The sequence below is a fragment of the Pseudoglutamicibacter cumminsii genome, from assembly GCF_003143995.1.
Lineage (GTDB): Bacteria > Actinomycetota > Actinomycetes > Actinomycetales > Micrococcaceae > Pseudoglutamicibacter > Pseudoglutamicibacter cumminsii_B.
Map to the genome: position 1 here is coordinate 1 of NZ_QFWG01000008.1, position 18,208 is coordinate 18,208.

General features: G+C 58.2%; 15 protein-coding genes and 1 tRNA gene. 7 read left to right on the top strand and 9 right to left on the bottom strand.

From position 1 onward, the window contains the following. From CAY35_RS06705 to CAY35_RS06715, 3 genes are all read right to left on the bottom strand, one after another. Positions 1 to 5,087, bottom strand: a 5,087-nt coding sequence (locus CAY35_RS06705) for a hypothetical protein (RefSeq protein ID WP_146191932.1), incomplete at its 3' end; no start/stop codon positions are given. Between the two features lie 232 nt (positions 5,088 to 5,319). Further along, on the bottom strand, positions 5,320 to 6,837 hold the full coding sequence (locus CAY35_RS06710) for an MFS transporter (RefSeq protein WP_109303882.1): 1,518 nt from the start codon (positions 6,835 to 6,837) through the stop codon (positions 5,320 to 5,322). 60 nt (positions 6,838 to 6,897) lie between these two features. Next, positions 6,898 to 8,445 (bottom strand): AI-2E family transporter, encoded by a 1,548-nt coding sequence (locus tag CAY35_RS06715; protein WP_109303883.1) that lies wholly within the window; start codon positions 8,443 to 8,445, stop codon positions 6,898 to 6,900. A 262-nt stretch (positions 8,446 to 8,707) separates the two neighbouring features. Here CAY35_RS06715 and CAY35_RS06720 point away from each other — a divergent pair. Continuing rightward, positions 8,708 to 8,780: transfer RNA gene (locus tag CAY35_RS06720), tRNA-Ala, on the top strand. Between the two features lie 152 nt (positions 8,781 to 8,932). Here CAY35_RS06720 and CAY35_RS06725 read toward each other — a convergent pair. Further along, positions 8,933 to 9,445 (bottom strand): hypothetical protein, encoded by a 513-nt coding sequence (locus tag CAY35_RS06725; protein WP_109303884.1) that lies wholly within the window; start codon positions 9,443 to 9,445, stop codon positions 8,933 to 8,935. Positions 9,446 to 9,708: 263 nt separating this feature from the next. Between CAY35_RS06725 and CAY35_RS06730 the strand changes: the two genes are divergently transcribed. Next, on the top strand, positions 9,709 to 10,095 hold the full coding sequence (locus tag CAY35_RS06730) for a TetR/AcrR family transcriptional regulator (protein ID WP_109303885.1): 387 nt from the start codon (positions 9,709 to 9,711) through the stop codon (positions 10,093 to 10,095). A 29-nt stretch (positions 10,096 to 10,124) separates the two neighbouring features. After that, the gene (locus tag CAY35_RS06735; RefSeq protein ID WP_109303886.1) at positions 10,125 to 10,496 is read left to right on the top strand and encodes a hypothetical protein; all 372 of its coding nucleotides are present in this window, start codon (positions 10,125 to 10,127) and stop codon (positions 10,494 to 10,496) included. A 53-nt stretch (positions 10,497 to 10,549) separates the two neighbouring features. Here the strand turns inward: CAY35_RS06735 and CAY35_RS06740 are convergent, their stop codons facing one another. Further along, positions 10,550 to 10,843 carry an antibiotic biosynthesis monooxygenase family protein gene (locus CAY35_RS06740; RefSeq protein ID WP_109303887.1) on the bottom strand — a complete coding sequence of 98 codons (294 nt, stop codon included), beginning with the start codon at positions 10,841 to 10,843 and terminating at the stop codon, positions 10,550 to 10,552. A gap of 761 nt (positions 10,844 to 11,604) precedes the next feature. On the opposite strand from CAY35_RS06740, the gene CAY35_RS06750 reads away from it, so the two are divergent. After that, positions 11,605 to 11,892 (top strand): YobI family P-loop NTPase, encoded by a 288-nt coding sequence (locus tag CAY35_RS06750; protein ID WP_219930461.1) that lies wholly within the window; start codon positions 11,605 to 11,607, stop codon positions 11,890 to 11,892. Positions 11,893 to 11,928: 36 nt separating this feature from the next. Here CAY35_RS06750 and CAY35_RS06755 read toward each other — a convergent pair whose 3' ends face one another. Both CAY35_RS06755 and CAY35_RS06760 read right to left on the bottom strand, forming a co-directional pair. Further along, complete coding sequence (locus CAY35_RS06755; protein WP_258265680.1) at positions 11,929 to 12,417, bottom strand: DUF4411 family protein; 489 nt, start codon at positions 12,415 to 12,417, stop codon at positions 11,929 to 11,931. Continuing rightward, entirely contained in the window at positions 12,414 to 13,571 is a 1,158-nt protein-coding gene (locus CAY35_RS06760; protein WP_109303958.1) for an ImmA/IrrE family metallo-endopeptidase, read from the bottom strand. The genes CAY35_RS06755 and CAY35_RS06760 overlap by 4 nt, the downstream gene beginning before the upstream one ends. Positions 13,572 to 13,846: 275 nt before the next feature. Here CAY35_RS06760 and CAY35_RS06765 point away from each other — a divergent pair, with 275 nt between their 5' ends. Together CAY35_RS06765 and CAY35_RS06770 are read left to right on the top strand one after the other, a co-directional pair. After that, complete coding sequence (locus tag CAY35_RS06765) at positions 13,847 to 14,440, top strand: TetR/AcrR family transcriptional regulator (RefSeq protein ID WP_258265681.1); 594 nt, start codon at positions 13,847 to 13,849, stop codon at positions 14,438 to 14,440. Beyond that, positions 14,437 to 14,793 carry a DoxX family protein gene (locus CAY35_RS06770; protein ID WP_109303890.1) on the top strand — a complete coding sequence of 119 codons (357 nt, stop codon included), beginning with the start codon at positions 14,437 to 14,439 and terminating at the stop codon, positions 14,791 to 14,793. Before CAY35_RS06765 ends, CAY35_RS06770 begins: the two co-directional genes overlap by 4 nt. A 103-nt stretch (positions 14,794 to 14,896) precedes the next feature. Here the strand turns inward: CAY35_RS06770 and CAY35_RS06775 are convergent, their stop codons facing one another. Continuing rightward, entirely contained in the window at positions 14,897 to 15,811 is a 915-nt protein-coding gene (locus CAY35_RS06775) for a 3-hydroxyacyl-CoA dehydrogenase (protein WP_109303891.1), read from the bottom strand. A 199-nt stretch (positions 15,812 to 16,010) separates the two neighbouring features. On the opposite strand from CAY35_RS06775, the gene CAY35_RS06780 reads away from it, so the two are divergent. After that, entirely contained in the window at positions 16,011 to 16,646 is a 636-nt protein-coding gene (locus CAY35_RS06780) for a mycothiol-dependent nitroreductase Rv2466c family protein (protein WP_109303892.1), read from the top strand. 59 nt (positions 16,647 to 16,705) lie between these two features. On the opposite strand, the gene CAY35_RS06785 is transcribed toward CAY35_RS06780, so the two are convergent. Continuing rightward, positions 16,706 to 18,157 carry an NAD-dependent epimerase/dehydratase family protein gene (locus tag CAY35_RS06785; protein WP_109303893.1) on the bottom strand — a complete coding sequence of 484 codons (1,452 nt, stop codon included), beginning with the start codon at positions 18,155 to 18,157 and terminating at the stop codon, positions 16,706 to 16,708. Positions 18,158 to 18,208 lie beyond the last annotated feature (51 nt).

Below are 18,208 nucleotides of genomic sequence, written 5' to 3' on the forward strand. Positions count from 1 at the left end.
CCGGTCACGGTGAAGCCCTCTGGAACCGAAGGGGTATCAGTCACGGCCTTCGAGGTGCCAGCGATATCGCCGGTGTTCGAAACGGTCACCGTGTAGGTGGCCTTCCAAGTCTTGCCTTCAGAAGTCACGACAGACGTGGTGTCTGCATCCTTCTTCACAGCAAACGCTGGATCCTTCGATACCGGGTTGCAGGCGTCGTTGTTCTCAGGGCCATCAGAGTCACCCTCCATGGTGACCTTGTTGAACAGACCCTTTGCAGGATCACCTTCACCCTCGGTCTCACATTCACCGACAGCTACCCAGTCAGCCTTACCAGCCTCGTAGGTACCAGAAAGAACAACCTCGAAGACCTTGTTCTCACCAGCAGCCAGCTTCACACCATCAGTGACAGTGAACGAACCATCAACCAGCTCGACGGTCTCACCGTCAACCTTGGCCTCAGTCAGCTCAAAGCCCTCTGGTACCGAAGGAGTATCGGTCACGGCCTTCGAGGTGCCAGCGATCTCACCATCGTTAGTGACAGTCACGGTGTACGCGGAAGTCCACTCACCATCAGCTACCTTAGCACCAGCTTCGGCGGAGTCCTTCTTCACCTTGAACGACGGATCCTTACCAACAGGGTTGCAAGCGTCGTTGTTCTCAGGTCCATCGGAATCACCCTCCATGGTTACCTTGTTGAACAGACCCTTGGAGGAGTCGCCCTCACCGGTGATGTCACATTCACCGACGGCGACCCAGTCAGCCTTGTCGGCCTCATAGGTACCGGAGAGAACAACCTCAAATTGTTTGTTCTCACCAGCAGCCAGCTTCACACCATCAGTGACAGTGAACGAACCATCAACCAGCTCGACGGCCTCACCGTCAACCTTGGCGCCGGTGACCTTGAAACCAGCAGGAACCGAAGGAGTATCGGTCACGGCCTTCGAGGTGCCAGCAACCTCACCATCGTTAGTGACGGTCACGGTGTAAGCAGAAGTCCACTCACCATCAGCTGCCGTAGCGCCAGCCTCGGCAGAGTCCTTCTTCACCTTAAACGACGGATCCTTACCAACAGGGTTACAAGCCTCGTTGTTCTCAGGGCCATCAGAATCCTCTTCCATGGTCACCTTGTTGAACAGACCCTTCGCAGGATCACCCTCACCGGTGATGTCACATTCACCAACGGCTACCCAGTCAGCCTTGTCGGCGTCGTAGGTACCGGAAAGAACAACCTCAAACTGCTTGTCCTTACCAGCATCGAGCTTCACACCATCCGTCACCGTAAAGGTGCCGTCAGTGATCTCGACCTCGGTACCGTCAACCTTGGCGCCGGTGACCTTGAAGCCTTCCGGAACGCTCGGGGTGTCAGTGACAACCTTGGAGGTACCCTCGATTTCGCCATCGTTAGTGACGGTCACAGTGTAAGCAGAGGTCCACTCACCGTTCTCAGCCTTCGCACCAGCGGAAGCCGAGTCCTTCTTCACCTTGAACGATGGATCCTTACCGACAGGGTTGCAAGCGTCATTGTTCTCAGGACCATCGGAATCACCCTCCATGGTCACCTTGTTGAACAGACCCTTCGCAGGATCACCTTCACCGGTGACATCGCATTCGCCAACGGCTACCCAGTCAGCCTTGTCGGCTTCGTAGGTACCGGAGAGAACAACCTCAAACTGCTTTTCCTTACCGGCTGCGAGCTTCACACCATCCGTCACCGTAAAGGTGCCGTCAGTGATCTCAACAGCTTCGCCGTCAACGGTCGCACCTTCGAGCTTGAAGCCCTCAGGAACCGAAGGAGTATCGGTCACGGCCTTCGACGTGCCAGCGATCTCACCATCGTTAGTAACGGTCACGGTGTAAGCAGAAGTCCACTCACCATCAGCTGCCGTAGCGCCAGCTTCGGCAGAGTCCTTCTTCACCTTGAACGATGGATCCTTACCGACAGGGTTGCAGGCGTCATTGTTCTCAGGACCATCGGAATCACCCTCCAAGGTGACCTTGTTGAACAAGCCCTTATCAGGGTTGCCCTCACCCTCGGTCTCGCATTCGCCAACGGCTACCCAGTCAGCAGAAGCTGCGTCGTAGGTACCGGAGAGAACAACCTCAAACACCTTGTCCTTACCGGCAGCGAGTTCAACGCCCTCGGTCACCGTGAACGAACCATCAACCAGCTCGACGGTCTCACCGTCAACGGTCGCACCTTCGAGCTTGAAGCCTTCCGGAACGCTCGGGGTGTCAGTGACAGCCTTCGAGGTACCCTCGATTTCGCCATCGTTGGTGACAGTCACGGTGTAAGCGGAAGTCCACTCACCGTTCTCAGCCTTCGCACCAGCGGAAGCCGAGTCCTTCTTCACCTTGAAGACAGGATCGTCTTCCTTGATGACCGGTACACAGGCGTCGTTGTTTTCTGGGCCGTCACCGTCACCGTTCATGACAACCAGGTTGAACAGACCCTTCTTCGGGTTGCCTTCACCAGTGATGTCGCATTCGCCAGCTGCAGTCCAGTCAACACCGGATTCTGCGACGTCGCCGCTGAGCGTAATGGTGAAGCTCTTCGAAGCACCACCGTCGAGGTTGACGCCTTCAGACACGGTGAACATACCGTCGCTCTGACGGGTTACAGCCTTGCCATCAACCTTGACTTCGGTGATCGTGAAGCCGGCTGGAACAGTCGGCTTGTCGGTAACCGGCTCCGAGGTCAGGTTCGGCTTATCCGTGTTGGTGACGGTGATCTTGTAATCAGCCGACCACGTGCCACCTTCCTTAGTCTTCACCTGCTCGGTGATGGATTCCTTCTGAACCTTGAAGCAACCCTCACCTGGCTGAGCTGGGATTTCAATCTCCGTCTCAGCAGTCTTTTCCAGCGGGGCACGAGTCTCAAGCGATCCAGTCGACCACACTGCCTTGTTCGTCAGCTTCATGTCAGCTTCCGGCGCGCAGTTCTGGATCACGCGAGCCTTGTAGCAAACCGAAGGCTGAGCATCGGCATCGTGGTGCTGCGTGAACTGATACGTTGCACCTTCATGCGCGTTGACAACACGAACCGTGAAGTTCTTGGTGCTCTTGTAATTGAGGAACTCTGGCTTAGCCAGCGTCCACTCGGACCCGGAGCCCTGCATGGTGGCACGGCCGATCAGCTTGTCGGTCTGCTTACCCTCAACTGCGTCGTATTCGTAGAACTCGAGCTGTGGAGCATCAACCGAGACACCCTCTTTAGCAGTGCCAGTCTTGACCGTGCGGAGCTTAAGCTCGCCCCACTCAGTCATACCGTTGTCGCCCGGAGCACAGTAACGCTTGTCCTGGTCAACAAAGTTCACCGAAAGCGGCTGGCAGTTGTTGCCCGCCGGGGTCACCTTACCGTTGGCATCAACCGTCCAGAACAGGAACGTTGCGGTGTCACCAAGCGAAACCATGCAGTTCGAGCTGCCCGGAATCATGCGAGCACCGTAGATCTTGCCCTGATACTTCGTGCCCTTGATGGTCTGCTCATCCAGCCACGTGGTGTCGCTGTTACCCGGGACACTCACGGAGCGATCGCACAGTGCCTTCTTTTCAAAGTCGTAGCAGGTAGCCCGGTTGTTGCCGTAGCTGAGCGGGTAAATAGCCTGCGCTGAGTTTGCTGGGTAGGCGAAAGCATCGTGAAGACGCGTGTGGGCAACGTTGTATACCGGAAGGCCCGGGTACGGCATGCCAATGGACTTACCGTTCAGGTCGAAGCATTCCTTCGCTTTGGCGTTGTTGCCAAGCGGGCCGGAACAGAAACCAGAGACCCGCTGGCGTTCCTGGCCCTCGTTGACTACCTCAGGCACGATCGTGGTACCCGAGGTGTCCTTCGAAACGACCGGGACGGCGGTGTATGAATCGCCTATTTTGAGCGGTTTAATCGTTGCTGAACCGTCGCAGTTGACCATGGTGTTGCCTTCTGGCTTGACACACCACAGTGCGGACTGAGCATTATTTCCAGCCGGTGCAGTCGTGAATGCGATTTTGCCGCCGGCCAAGTGGATCTCGGAATAGACCCGCATTTCGGCGGCCTTGGCAACAAAGTCATCCGTCGCGACGAGATTGCCTTCAGGGCTGAAACCCTCACACACCGCGTTGGTGTCGGCATCGAAGCAGCCAAGCTTGAACTGGCTCTTGCTTCCTTCGGTACGGCCAATCATGTAGTATTTGCCGTCCGATTCAAACAGGCCGCTGGCCTGGAAGTTGACGATGCCCTCACCGCGGGTACCAGAGAGGATCTGGACAGGTTCCTTCGTGATCTTCTTCGGCGGAACACCAGGAGCAACATCGGCGAAGTCAACAACACCCACAAAGTAGTTGCCAACACCCTTGTTCAAGCTCATGAGACCAGTGGTCCGGTTACGAGTGATAGTTGGGACGTTCTGCTGCGTCCAGAACTCCGAGCCCCAGTAGCTCTTTGCGCTCGAGCAGTTATCCCGCGAGCCAACAAACTGACAGCCAAGAGTTGCATCTTTTTCGTGGTGAGTGATCGACCAAACGATCTGCTCACCCTTCTTGTTATACGCAATCGTAGGGTTGAAGCCGTCGCTGTTCTGGACGACTTTGTCACCAGAGACCTTCGGCGCAACACCTTCAGCATACTGGGCGTTCTGACCGAACAGCGGATCTGCGGTTCGCTTGGTCCCTGCGTCGGTTTCAGTCGCCGGTTCGCCATAAGTAGGGGTGAACGCAGCGATCCGCTGACCCTTCGACCAGTCAACAGCAGAAGGCTCAAACACCTTCAGTCCAGGGTTGCCCTCGTTTAGCTCAGTCAACGAGCCCTTCACGTAAGACTGGTTGCTGGACATCGTGTCAGTCAGCACCCGAGGGTCCGGAAGGTTCGGCCCGCTCTGGACCTTATCCGAGACGGCGTAGGTGATCTCGTCACCCTGAGTCACCACAGAGTTGCCGTCCAGCTTCTTGCCGTCGGCCGTGTATGCAGTCTTCGTTGATGTGTGTGCGGAATCGGTTGGTTGGGTTTCGCCGGGTGCGGCGGAAACCCCCGCTGCACCCGGGCCAACCATGGCAAAAGCCAACCCGACACTAGCGGCTGAAATCAGCCACTTGTTCCGGGCACCCCGCCGTTTAACAGTGGAGTGATTCATGAATATACCTTTGCTAGCCCTACCACCCGGCGAACGGGTGGTACTTTCTCAACTGGCTAGAGTTTCTCAGGCTCCTACCAGCCAAGCTGATTGACAAACTACCAGCCCGTAACAAGCATGTGAAACAGTTTCTTCAGAATTTCCACAGAATGAGACAAGACGGTGCTCAGTAAATAGGCGTGAAATTGCACGCCATAGCAAACCTACGGCTAGGCATCAATGAGTCACAGCTTCACTGATTCTTCGAAGAACGCAACCCAAAATAGACGGCGATAGAAACCACTAATGCGAGCACCCCAGCAACCGTCGCAGTGACCGTGACTCCCGCATCAAACGCGTGCGATGCCGCCTGCAGCACCTCAGCCGCGCGCTCATGAGGAAGCCCTGCAGCCACATCGTGAGCCGAGGCTAGCGAGGACGCCGCCTGAACACCCTGCGCCTCACTCAAGCCGGCCGGCGGAACCAACTTGGCTGTGTACAGCGCATTGAGCAGACCGCCCAAAACAGCGGCGCCCATCACGGTGCCGAATTCGTACGCAGTTTCGGACATCGCAGACGCCGCACCCGCCTTTTCAGACGGAACGGCAGACAGCACGAAGTCATTCGAGATCGTCTCCGCCATGCCCGCGCCAGCACCGATCAGCAGGAACGCGACCATCGGAACCCAGTCGCCGCTACCCACGAACACGGCAAGAATCCCATACGCCAACGCGCTGCACAGCACGCCCGCGACCATCGCAGCAACCGGGCCCGTGCGCCGCGCCACCGGAACAACAGCCAACCCAGCCACCACGGTCATCGCCATGCCAGGCAGCATGAACAGCGCCGCTTCCGCCGGGCTACGCCCCTCAATCAGCTGCAGATGCTGCGACAAGTAGTACAGAAAACCGACCAGCGAAAACATCGCAAGCAGGTTGATCGTGAGCGGCAGCGCGAACGCCTTACGCGAGAGCAAACGCACATCCAAAAACGGGATGTCCGCGCCGAGCTGGCGGCGCACAAAAACAAACCCAGCAACCATGGCGAACGCAATCGCGCCCACACCAACCCACGGTTCTTGCGGCAGGGTCTTGATGCCGTACGTGAGCGGCAGCAACGTCGCCATCGCCAGCAGGATGCTGAGCACATCGAGCGGGCCGGGATTCGGGTCCTTCGATTCCGGAAGCAAGAACGGCGCGCCCGCCAGGAACGGAACCAGAATAGGCACCGCCATCAGCAAAACCGAGCCCCACCAGAAGAAGTTCAACAGAACGCCGCCGATGATCGGGCCGAGCGCCGCGCCCGCCGAGAACGTGGCCGCCCAAATGGCAACCGCCGTCGTGCGCTCCCGAGGGTCAGGGAAAATGTTGCGGATCAGGGACAGCGTGGCCGGCATGAGCGCGGCACCGAACACCGCCTGTAGAGCGCGGAACACGATCAGCATCGTCGGGCTCACGGAGAACGCCGCGATACCTGACACCACAGCGAAACCCACCGCACCAATCATCATGATGCGGCGGCGGCCAATCCGGTCACCCAGGTTCCCCATCGGAACCAAGAGGCCCGCCAAAATCAACGGGTAAATGTCCAGCACCCACAACTGCTCGGTTGCGTTCGCGTGCAACTCGACGGCGATCTCCGGCAACGCCAGCACCATCACGGAGTTATCGACGGAAACTAGCAGGACAACAATCATGAGCAGCGCCAAAGCCGCCCAACGCCGGCGGGCGCTCGGGATTAGCTGCTCATATTTACCGTATTGAGGGGACATGAAATTTTTCGACTAACAGAGAATAGAAGTGGCAAGGCAACGGTCTCGGTTCAGAGAACGCTAGCCACGCAGGATTGCTTTACGTTCCCTCCAGGCGCGGGCCTTGCGTTCTGACATCGGCATCGGCCGCTCATCCTCAGGCAACGCGGAGTCCGCGGGGACCGCGATGAACGTGTTGAGCCATCGAGCGTTCGGATCCGAGTCGATGAGGAAGGATTTCAGCAGTAGCGTTGCCGGAAGTGCAAGAAGCGCGCCCAGCGGGCCCAGGACCCAGACCCAGAACAGAAGGGACAAGAAGGAAACGGTCGGGGTGACGCCCACGGATTCGCCTGCGAACTTCGGCTGGATGATCGACTGGATCACGAAGTTCAGAACCGAATACGCGACGATCACCGCGACGGCCGAACCCCAGCCCTTCTCAAGGAACGCCAGTAGCGCCGGCGGGATGAGGCCGATGAAGAAGCCGACGTTCGGGATGTAGTTGGTGATGAACGAGAGGATGCCCCACACCCACACGAGCGGGATACCCAAGAGCCACAGAGCCCCGACGTCTGCGATAGCCACAATCAGGCCGAACACGGTGGTCACGAGCCAGTAGCGGCGCACACCTTGCGCGAAGTCGTTGGTGATGATGAAGGCGCGCGGCTTGGTGATGCGCAGCAACTGCTGGCGCGAATGCAGGCCGGCGGAGTCCATCGCCAAGAACAGCGTTGCGATCACCAAGGTGGTGAGCAGCGCGAGGATCGAGGAAACGTTCGAGAACAGCGGCGCCACAAGCGACATGACGTCGTTCGGCTGGATGGCCTGAAGCGACCTCGTGATCTCGCTGAAGTCCAGGTTGAGTTCGACCGCGATCTCCTGAATCCACCGCCACGCCTCAACGAACTGATCGTTATACGACGGCATGAGCTGGATCAATGCAAGCAACGACCACACGATGAGCCACACGAACAGGACCAGGATCACGAGCACTAAGAGCAGTGAGACGACGGCGCCCACGAACGGTGGGACCCAGCGCTGCAGGAACTTCTGCACCGGATAGACCACGATCATGAGGTTCAGTCCCAGGAAAACCGGGGCGATGATGTCCTGCAGGTCCCGCACGAACATCAAGATGATACAGGTAGCCGCGAGCCCGAGCGTGACCTTGATGAAGCGGGGGATCCCAGCCTGCTGGGTTTCTTCCCATTTGCGGGCCTGCCCAGCCGAGGCTGAGAACTCATCCTTAGGTTTACCGGTCTCATCAAGCGGGATCACGCCGATACTCCGAGCCGGGGTGAATTCTTCATCGGCGTCGCTACGTGCTTCATCCGCTGAGGATTCAGCGGCGTCTTCTGGGGCATCGGAATCCAAGGCGACAACCGCATCGGGCTGATCCGCATCGGGCTCTGATTCCGCCGACGATGTGGCCACCGACGCGGTGGCTGTCAGTTCGTCTTCCTCCGGTGAGGAAGCAGCAGGCGCGTCCGGGTCAGCGGCATCCGGAACAGTGGCATCAGGACCAGCGGCGTCCGGGACAGCAGTGTCCGGGACAATCGGGATTTCGCCCGTCACGGCGTCATTCGATTCCGCTGTGAACTCTTCTGACGGCTCCTGGCGCTCAGCCATACGTCTCTCCCCAGCTACATCAGCTTCTCAACACATTCGGCTCTATTCTATTGCTCCGCCCGCAAAGGCGCGCGCCTGTTGTCGCGACTATTGCGCGCCTGATACCGGGTCTACTGCCGGGCCTGTTGCCGCGACGGCACTTCTTCTTCGCCAGCCAGGGACGTTTTGGGTTCTGCATCGAAGCCGTGGTATGGTTTCATCTGTTCGCCTCAGCGAGGTGAACAACGCGAGCACCACAACTTAACTGTTGAACATCGCTTGCGGGGGTATGGCGCAGTTGGTAGCGCGTCTCCATGGCATGGAGAAGGTCAGGGGTTCGAATCCCCTTACCTCCACAAATTGTTAAGTCTCGGGACATCGTTCATACGGTGTCCCGAGACTTTTTTGTTCTAGGGTGAGTTGCGGCCCATACGGATCGATGTGATGGGCAACTATCCCCCGGCATGCGCTTGATCGCCCTGTGCTTCACCACCCCTGTGCCTTATCTTCACCCCTGTGCCTCATCGTCTGCGCGCCGGATTAGGACACCGAGCCGCTCGGCGTTCAAGCGCAGTCTCTCGATAGCTTCCTCCAACGCGGCGCCGCATTCCGCCTCGACAGTTTTGACGAAGCTCGGTCCGAAACTAGCGTCTGGATTCCGCGCCACCTCGCGGTACGAAAAAATTTCCGAATTCAATGCCTCAAGCGCGTCCGCGCCGTTCTCTAGTGCGCGCAAAAGTATGAGGTCTTCAGCGTGCGGAACATCCACCAGGTCCAATACATACAGATCCGACACCGCAAGAGCGGCGGCTAACTTCTGCACAGGCTCGAAGCGCTCAATCCACTGCTCGATGAAGCGGTGGCAAAGCGCCGAATCAGCCGGTGCGACGTGCTCCTCCAGCGCTTCTTTCACGTGAGAAATCGACATGCCGTCCGCAATCTTGAGCGCAGCAGAGAAACGATCATCTGGCACTGCCAGAATCTCCTGCGCCAGCCTGGCCATGCTGTCTAGTTCCGCCATTACCAAGCCCCATCCCCCTTTACGTTGGCATCCACAGCGCCATAGTACTACCCCTTACATTTACACTCTTGGACAGCCCGGTTCACACCTCTTTCTTTCCAGGAAAGCGTGTCGCCATGTTCCGCTGGGGTGCATGACAAGCTCTGGCACACTGAGTAGCCGCTCTCGGAGGGCTTCTGGCCAGACTCAGCAAGATTTCCGGACGCCTCAAGACACCCACAAACATTCTTGACCAGATGTTCTAGAACTCTTATTCTGAAACTATGGCAAGACCACGGGAGTTTGATACGGCGGCTCTCCTGCACCAGGCGGGTCAGTTGTTCATTAGGCGGGGCTTCACTGCGACCTCGATCGACGAGGTCGTGAAAACCACGGGGGTGGTGAGGGGCAGCCTGTATTCGATCTTCGGGTCGAAGCAGGGCATTTTCGTTGCAGCCCTCAAACATGCCGCAGACGAACACAGCGGTGGCGACAACTCGGATCCCGAGGTGTTGCTTGACCTGCTCAACGTCGCTATTTTCGAGATCGCTCCCCACAACCGTGACGTCGCGGAATTGGTTCAGCGCATCATCAACACCACTGGGACTACAGCACAAGCACTTGGTCAGCGAGCGCTCGAGCGGGCTTGCCTCACCGAGGCAACCGGCTAGATCTATAGGTATTGAAGAAGGAGAAACGCATGGCTCGCAACAAGGTTGAAATTCAGGATGGGGAGCTCATCGTCACCCCGCGCGGCCTAGACAAGATGTGGTCGTTCAAGAGAGAAATCCGTGTGCCGCTGTCACTTGTTCGCGGGGCTACATTCGACCCGGGCGTGGTGAGGGAACCGAAGGGGTTCCGTTCACCGGGGCTGAATACGCTGGGCAAAAAGGTGTCAGCGAGGTACCGCAAGGACGGGGAACGCCACTACTGGAACGTGACTGGTGCATCGGATGTGCTCGTGGTTGAGTTGGGTCCGACGTTTGAATACAGCCGCCTCATTCTTTCGGTTGATGATCCGGTTGGTTTGGAACGGCGCATTAACGAGGCTGTCCACGACCGCGCACAGTGAATGATGGCGGCCGCGGACAGACTCGAGGCAGGCTTAGTTAGAGGAAGGCTTGGCTAGTCGTCGAGCGGGACGACGTCGAAGCCCAGGAGTTCCACGCTCATGCCGCGTCGCTCGTCGCCTCCGTGATCGCGGGCCGGGCGCGCATCCAGCCATGCCTGGAAGTGCTCGCGGGTTTCCCAGCGGGTCACAACAAAGTAGCGGTCCTCCCCGATCTGCGGACGCAACAGTTCAAAACCCTGGAAACCTTCAGCGGTATCCACGGCTTTCTTCCGTGCAGCAAAACGCTGTTCGATCTCGGCTTCGGCCCCTTCAGGGTATGTGAGTGCTGTGATGTTGACGAACGTCATCTGAACCTCCCTAGACGGCGGCGGTGTTACGCGCCGCTACATGATTCAACCTTTTAAACAAGGTTATCGAAGCTTCCTGAAGTTTCGCCGAGTGGTACCCGCGGTTCCACTCAGGTTCCGGTGTGGGATTGGATATGTGCTGTTGGATGCTCAGGGAACACGATTTAGTACTTCTCGTAGATCCCTACCAAGTGTGGAAACTCGGGGAGTTTGCCGCCATCTCGGATGAAGGTGCAAAAGATAAGAGCCGTGTCATCGATTTTAGTTTCTAGGACACTGTCTCCTTTCTTTGTGGGTCTCCAGTAGAGGTAGCATCCTTCGCCACGGAGCTGTACTTCATTTCAGTAGAAGCGTATGCCCTTTTCTGGCCCGCGCTTATCTGGCTTGAAGCAAAGAGTTTGGACGGAACCGTTTAGGATAGCGTCATTGCTGATGATCACGAAAGACTTGGTCATTGTTTGACGCCAGTTCCTGGATTTCTTCTAGCGCCCACCTGACCTGCCCGTAAGACGTAATCGGCGTATCTTCGAAATCGTCAAGGGAGACATATATTTTCCACCCGTCGGGGACTCGCGCGGTGTAGTCGAATTCGGGTACTGGGACCGGCGGGACAAAACGTACTGCTTGCACACAGTTATCACTTAGCATGAGAGCAAATCTCAGCAGCTCACCTTCGTTCGTATAGCTAGTGGCATCCACCTTTCCACGACCGTCAAGGTTCGGCTGTTGAATGCGGGAAGCTGGCAGCGACGGAGGGTTTGATGAGCGAAGCAAAATGGAACCTGGTGCCGCTTACGCCTGAATACATTGAAAATGAGCATGGCGGCTACGTGTCGGAGCTTGAGAACGCGCTCAAGAATCATGAAATCCGCAACATCGCTCTTTCCGGGCCTTACGGTGTCGGAAAGAGCAGCATCCTTCGCGAGCTTGCCAGGAGACAAAAGGACCGCGTCATGGAGCTTTCACTAGATCTTCTCAACATTTCCCTTCGAAAAGCCCTTACAGCTAACTTGGGGCTAGGCAAGCCTCGCGATATCGAAGAAAGATAACTCGAAAAACGGACTGTTACAGGACTTAAACCGAGGCTACTGTAAGTGGAATTGGGCCCCGGTTTGGCGGAGCATCTGGAAAGTGTCCAGCGTATCAACGTCCATAGCCATGCAAGCGTCCGGAATCAATACCCTCTTCCGAGAATTAGGTTGAGGGCGTTCATGGGTAACCACCGTATACTTATGCTCCCGCGCGTAGGCCACCAAAAGGTAGTCGGCGTTGGCACCGGTGAACTCGTTTAATGCAGCTTGAGTAAAGTTCCTCGATTTTGCCCAAGTAGTGAGGGCGGCGAAGTGTCGCGTTGTACCTTGATCGATAGGCTGAAAGAAGGCCGCATTACCCCTAGCCCACCTCGCGAGCTCATCCTCACCAGCAAGGAGTTCTTTGCGGACCGCCTCGATACTGCAAGCTAACGATTTCTGGTGAGCTGTATCGAGCCAGGTCCAGAATCCAGGAGCGATATCGAAGGCGTAATAACGGTTCTTGGCTTCAATAAACACGTTAGTGTCGAGTAGATACATCATGCCACCTGCAGCTCGGTAGCTAGATTCTCAAATGTCTCGTGCTTTTTAGTGCCGAGCAACCTGTAAGCGTCCCGATAGGTAGTGTTTCCTTCATAGGCGCTAGCAATTACAGCCCGAGCAAACCGGCGGCTTAGCCGGAGCGGTTGCGTTTTGTAATAGTTGCCTCCACCCGACCCACCGTGTTTCTCGGCGAGGATTTTGATAACGCGATCCCGCTCTTCCTGATAACGCTGGCGGTAGCCATCCCATGTCAGGAGTCCGGCGTCGAAAATGCGCCTGAGAATCACCAGGGTGCTGACTCGATATTTCCCTGCCAGGCGTTCCAGCTCCTCAAGGATCGCTTCGCCCAGATAATCTCTTCGCAATGCATCAAGCGGAACCAGCACTTCTGCCGCAACTTCATTGCACCACAGTTCCTCGGCTAAGCCAGTACTGGCAGTCAACGCCGCGTCGGAGAGCGCACTTCTCCCCAGCCACACATGAGCGAGCTCGTGGATCAGAGTGAAGATCTGCGCTGCTTTCGTATCAGCGCCGTTAATGAAAATCAGTGGCACAAGCGGGTCAGACAGTGCGAACCCCCGAAACTCTTCAGGATTGAGTTTCCGGTGAGTGTTCGCCCCTACGATCCCATTGATCATTACCAAAACACCGATGTGTTCGATCCGATCAATCAGGCTTCGACGAGCATCTTCCCAGCTGGAAAACTCTTCTCTTCGGGACAAGCCGAGGTCCAGCAAACGGCGCATCTCATCCGCCACTAGCTCCGGGGACGTGTCCGTGGTTACGGATCCGACAAAGTCGGGGGCAACCATGCCGCACTCTTGTGCGTAGGCTCGGTACCAGTCCTGTCGGGACTGACACATGTAGATCGTGTCCAGCAGATCAGCCGATGGCTGCGGGACAGCAACATTCCCGATGGTGCGCATGTCTGGGATGGGAACTTCCTCGCTGGGTGGCTCAGGGAGGAACAGCATCCCGAACGGGGTATGCGTGGCGTCAGCGAATTTCTCGAGCTGTTTTAGTGTCGGCTGGACAGCGCCGGAGATCCAGGCATCAAGTTTAGGGGCACGCCGTTCAGCAGTTTCAACATCCCATCCCGCCCTCTCGACAGCCCACTGGAGCAGATCGGGAGCGACCTCAACGCGAACACTCACCACGCCACCTCCAAACGGGTTTGAATCGAAGACAACCCTGAATCAAATTCTACCTTGGAGACGAAACAACGACATGGGCGGTTTCTTTCACAGAGCGAAGTTCGGTTCGGCTAAAGCGCCTGCAGTCCTGACGCTAACCCTCATCCACGCTGCAACCCCGAGGTAGTCGCCAGCCTGCGCCCCAGGGCGTCGCAACTAGAAAGGTTGGACATCCGGAGACGAGATCGGTCAGGTGTAAACTGAACATGTTCAGTGAACGCGTTCAGGAGTTACTCGTGCCCCGCAGCCGAAATGAAACTAGACAAGCAACCCGCCGCGCCGTGTTGAAAGCTACAAGTCGCCTATTCGGCGAGCGCGGGTTCGCTTCCACGACGATTCGTGAGATCGCTCAAGAAGCCGGCGTGAGCGTCGGCACCGTCATGGCCGCCGGGGACAAAGAAGCCCTCCTCGTTGAGCTCTTCGATGACCTCATCGATCAACGCCAACAACACATCGATTCCCTCGACTTAGATACCAGCGAGCCGTGCGGCGACAGTGCTATATCCATCGTGGAACCGTTCGTCGCTCTCTTCGAGGAACGCCGCGAACTCGCCCGCACCTATGCATCGGTCCTAGTGCGCGGCCGCCACACCTCCGTCGTTTTCACCGACCTTGCACGCCGACTCATCGATGTGTTTGAACAACTCATCACCGCCCACGGATGCACAAGCCGGGCAGACACACATAGACGAGCCGAAGCCCTTCATTCTGCCTATATCGGCAACCTATTCATCTGGGCATCCACCACCGAACAGTCCGGCGCCGACCTCCTCACTCAGCTACGCAAAGTCTTCACCGCAATCTGCCCGCCAACAGGAAGCAACTCATGATCCTGATTCCCTCATCAGAGCTACCACCAGCGCTCTTAGCAACCGCTCTCATTCTCGATGTGGCACTATCAATCCGGCCGGTCCAATTTATTCGCGACTGCCTCCACGGTGTCCGCTTTCCTGAAGAATGGTGGTGGTCCCTGCTCGTCATCAAGGTGCTAGCCGCAGCCGGGCTCATCGCAGGGATCTGGGTTCCCGGACTAGCCTTCGCGGCAAACAGCGGTGTAATCGCCTACTTCCTCTGTGCTGTTGTAGCCCATATCCGCGCAAAAGCAACAGGCTCAGCCTTCTGGAACAATTGCCTGGGGATGCTCGCCCTAGCCAGTGCCACACTCGTGTGGAGCTTCATCTAGAAAGTTCTCGCCCGGAAGCTACCTACAACAGAAGATGCCCCAGGATCGTCCAGATCCTGGAGCATCTTGCTTTAGCTGTTGCGGATCTTCGCCGCCTTAGCTGTTAGTTGGCGAAGAACTCGTTCGGGCTTACCGGCTTGCCGTTCTCGTCGTAGACGTAGAAGCCTTTGCCGTCCGCGATACCGCTGAACCCGGCATCGATCGCTTCTTTGAGTTTCTTGCCGAAACGCTGACGGGTCTCATCCTCGGACGTGCTTGCGATGTTCGAAGCCACATGGAACCCAACCACGTCGTACACCTCGAACGGGCCGCGAGCAAAGCCCGTTCCGAGCTTCCACGCGTTATCGATATCCTCAGGGGTACCCACGCCGTTCATGTACAGATCGCTACCGGCGTTGAGCCATGGGATCAGTAGCGAGTTCAGGAAGTAACCCGGGGTTTCCTTCTTCACGTGAGCCGGAACCATGCCGGTCTCCTTCGCGAAGGTCAGCGCCTTCTCCACGAAGGCCTGATCCGTCTTCGGGGTCTCCATGACCTCCGCGAGGTTCTGCTTCCAGATCCGGTTCGCGTAGTGGATAGCGAGGAAACGCTCCGGAGCGCCCGTCGAGTCAGCGAACAGCGACGGCAACAACGACGACGTGTTGGTCGCCAACAAGGTCCGTTCATCAGCCAACTTGCCGACCTTAGCCCAGGTTTCACGCTTAAGCTCGAGGTTCTCCGGGACAGCCTCGATGATGATGTCGACGTCGGAAACCGCCTCTTCAAGGTCAGTCGTCGCCTTGATGCGCGCTACGGCTTCCTCGAACTTCTCTTCCGCGAAGTCGGCCAGGTCCTCGCTATAGCCCTTGCGCATCCACGCCCAGCGGGCAGGCAGCTTGTCGATCGACTCCTGGAACGGATCGTAAATAGTGACGTCTTTACCGTGGTAAGCGGCCTGCATCGCGATCTGCGACCCCAGCACGCCTCCGCCCAGAACTGTGACGGTTGTGAATTCAGCTGCGTTGTTAGTTTCAGACATCTTCCGCTCCTTCAGGAGGATTAACTTTACATCTGTAATTTTACTCCTTTGGTGGCGCGCTAGCACCGTTTTCAACTCACAGCGAACCCAGCCACGAAACTCAATTCCAACGGAATAAACCCGGACCCGGAACCGGTTAAAACACACAAGCCTGCCTCTTGCGCAAGCATCTATCTCAAGCCCCAACCGAAGGAGCACCATGAGCACCACCGTCGACTTCTACTACGACCCTTCCTGCCCCTTCTGCTGGGTCACCAGCCGCTGGCTCGTCCGCGCCCAAGAGGACCGCGACATCGACATCACGTGGCGTCCGTTCTCGCTCGCAATCAAGAACGACGAGCTCGGCAACGGCACCGCAAACCACAACGGCCGCGGCCACGTCGCCGGCCACCGCGTGCTACGCGTGATCGCCGCCGCTGAAAAGGCTGGAGCAGACGCCGGCGCCCTCTACACCGCATTCGGTCGCGCCTACCACACGCAGGATGGCGCGATGGATGACGCCCTCATCGCAACCGTGCTGAAGGACCACGGCCTCGACGCATCGCTGGCTGACGCCGCTGACGATGACTCCTGGGACGCTCACCTCGAAGCCGAACAGCAGGCAGCGCTCGATGCTGTCGGTAACGACGTCGGCGTGCCGATCGTTCTCTTCACGAAGGACGGCGCGGAACCACAGGGCTACTTCGGCCCAGTGCTCAACGCCCTCCCAAGCCGCGAAGAAGGCCTCGACCTGTGGGACGGCCTCGAGAAGCTCGCCCCAGTTCCTTCGTTCTACGAGCTCAAGCGCACCCGCCCAAAGGGCGGCCCAGACAAGACAGGGACCGAGAGCATCTAGCCGAGACAGTCTAACCGGCCAACAGCCGAGCACTCTGAGCGGGTCCGGCGAGCTTTCCCTTAGCGGAAGCTCGCCGCGGCCCGCTCAAAGTTTGGATACTCAAACACAGGCCCCAGAACCTCGGTGGCGTTCGTGCGGGCTTTCACGCCTGTCAGCAAAAGCTCCGGTTCGAAACCAACCAACTGCCCCGCCGCACGCATCAGCCCCGCAGGAACCTGGAACTGCCAGCCCTTACCCGACGCCGAACCCAGCAGGCGTAGCGCTTCCGAAAGCCTGATCGGCTCCGGCGCCGCCGCCACCACAACGCGGTGCCTCAAAGCTCCGAAGCCACGTCCTTCGGCTACTGCTTGCTCTTCCTGCATGAGCAACGCGTGCACAACAATCCGAGCCCAATCCTCCACGTGAATCCATGACAACCACGGATCCACATCAGGGCGAACCCTCGCCCCCGCAACAGCCTTGAGGCCGGCCAGCCCCGGCATCCCGGAACCCAAAACCGGCGCGGTCCGGACCACCAGAGCGTTAGACGGCGCCGCAGCCTCCCATTCGCGCAGCAACGCCGCCATCCCCGAAACCGATTCCGGCGCCCACCCCGGCGAGGTGCGCGCGGTATATTCCGCGGCGTTAGCATCCGTAGTCAACGCAAGGGCCGATGCGTGAATCCAGCCCGTCACACGCCTCGCCTTCAGCGCAGCCTGGCTCAGCGCCCGTGCCGCCGTCACGCGGGCAACGCGTAGCTCCGCCATCTTCTCCGCGGTCGCCTTCTTGAACATGCGCGGCCCCACCATGTTCACAACCGAAACACCCGCCGGGTCAGCAAACAACTCCGTCCACTCCCCCTGGCTCACGCCATCCCATTCGCGCCGCGGAACCAAAGCATCCGTGCTGCGCTGACGGCTCAAAACCACCACGCGGCGGCCGCGCGCCAACAATGTATGGGCAAGCCGGGTGCCCAAGTAACCTGTGCCGCCCGCGATCACAACGAGTGGCAAAGCCTGCGCCGCATCGCGGTCAGTTTCATCGGCGAGCATCTCGAATAACCGCGCACCCACCTTTGACAGGTCACTGTCAAGTAGGCCCCCGAAGGCCGCGCCACCCGCCGCGGAACCCAGCGGGCCTTCCGCCTCAATCCGCCGCTCAACCACAGTCCCGCGGCCATCCGCCGAATCAATCAGCGACCACGTGACCCGTGTAAAACCACCCGGCTGATCTTGCTGCCACGCGAAGCGGAACCCCTCAACCACCTCAACAACCCTGGCCGGCGGCGCCGTCAACGCATGCACCGTCCCCCGCGCGAGCGCCCGCGGAACCACCATGATCCGCTGACCCACAGTCAGGTCACCGGCCTCGCCCGCAGCTACATCGTCCAGAACCGTGCCATCCTCAGCAACCGGCGCGCAACGCTGAACCGCATCGTCCATAACCGGCCACACATCCGGGGTCATCAAGGCACCCCACATAGCCTCACGAGGGACGGCGACACGAACCTGCTGAACACGCTGAAAGCTCATAAAACCAGCCTACCCATCGTCCACCCGCCAAACACACCCGCAGGCGCTACA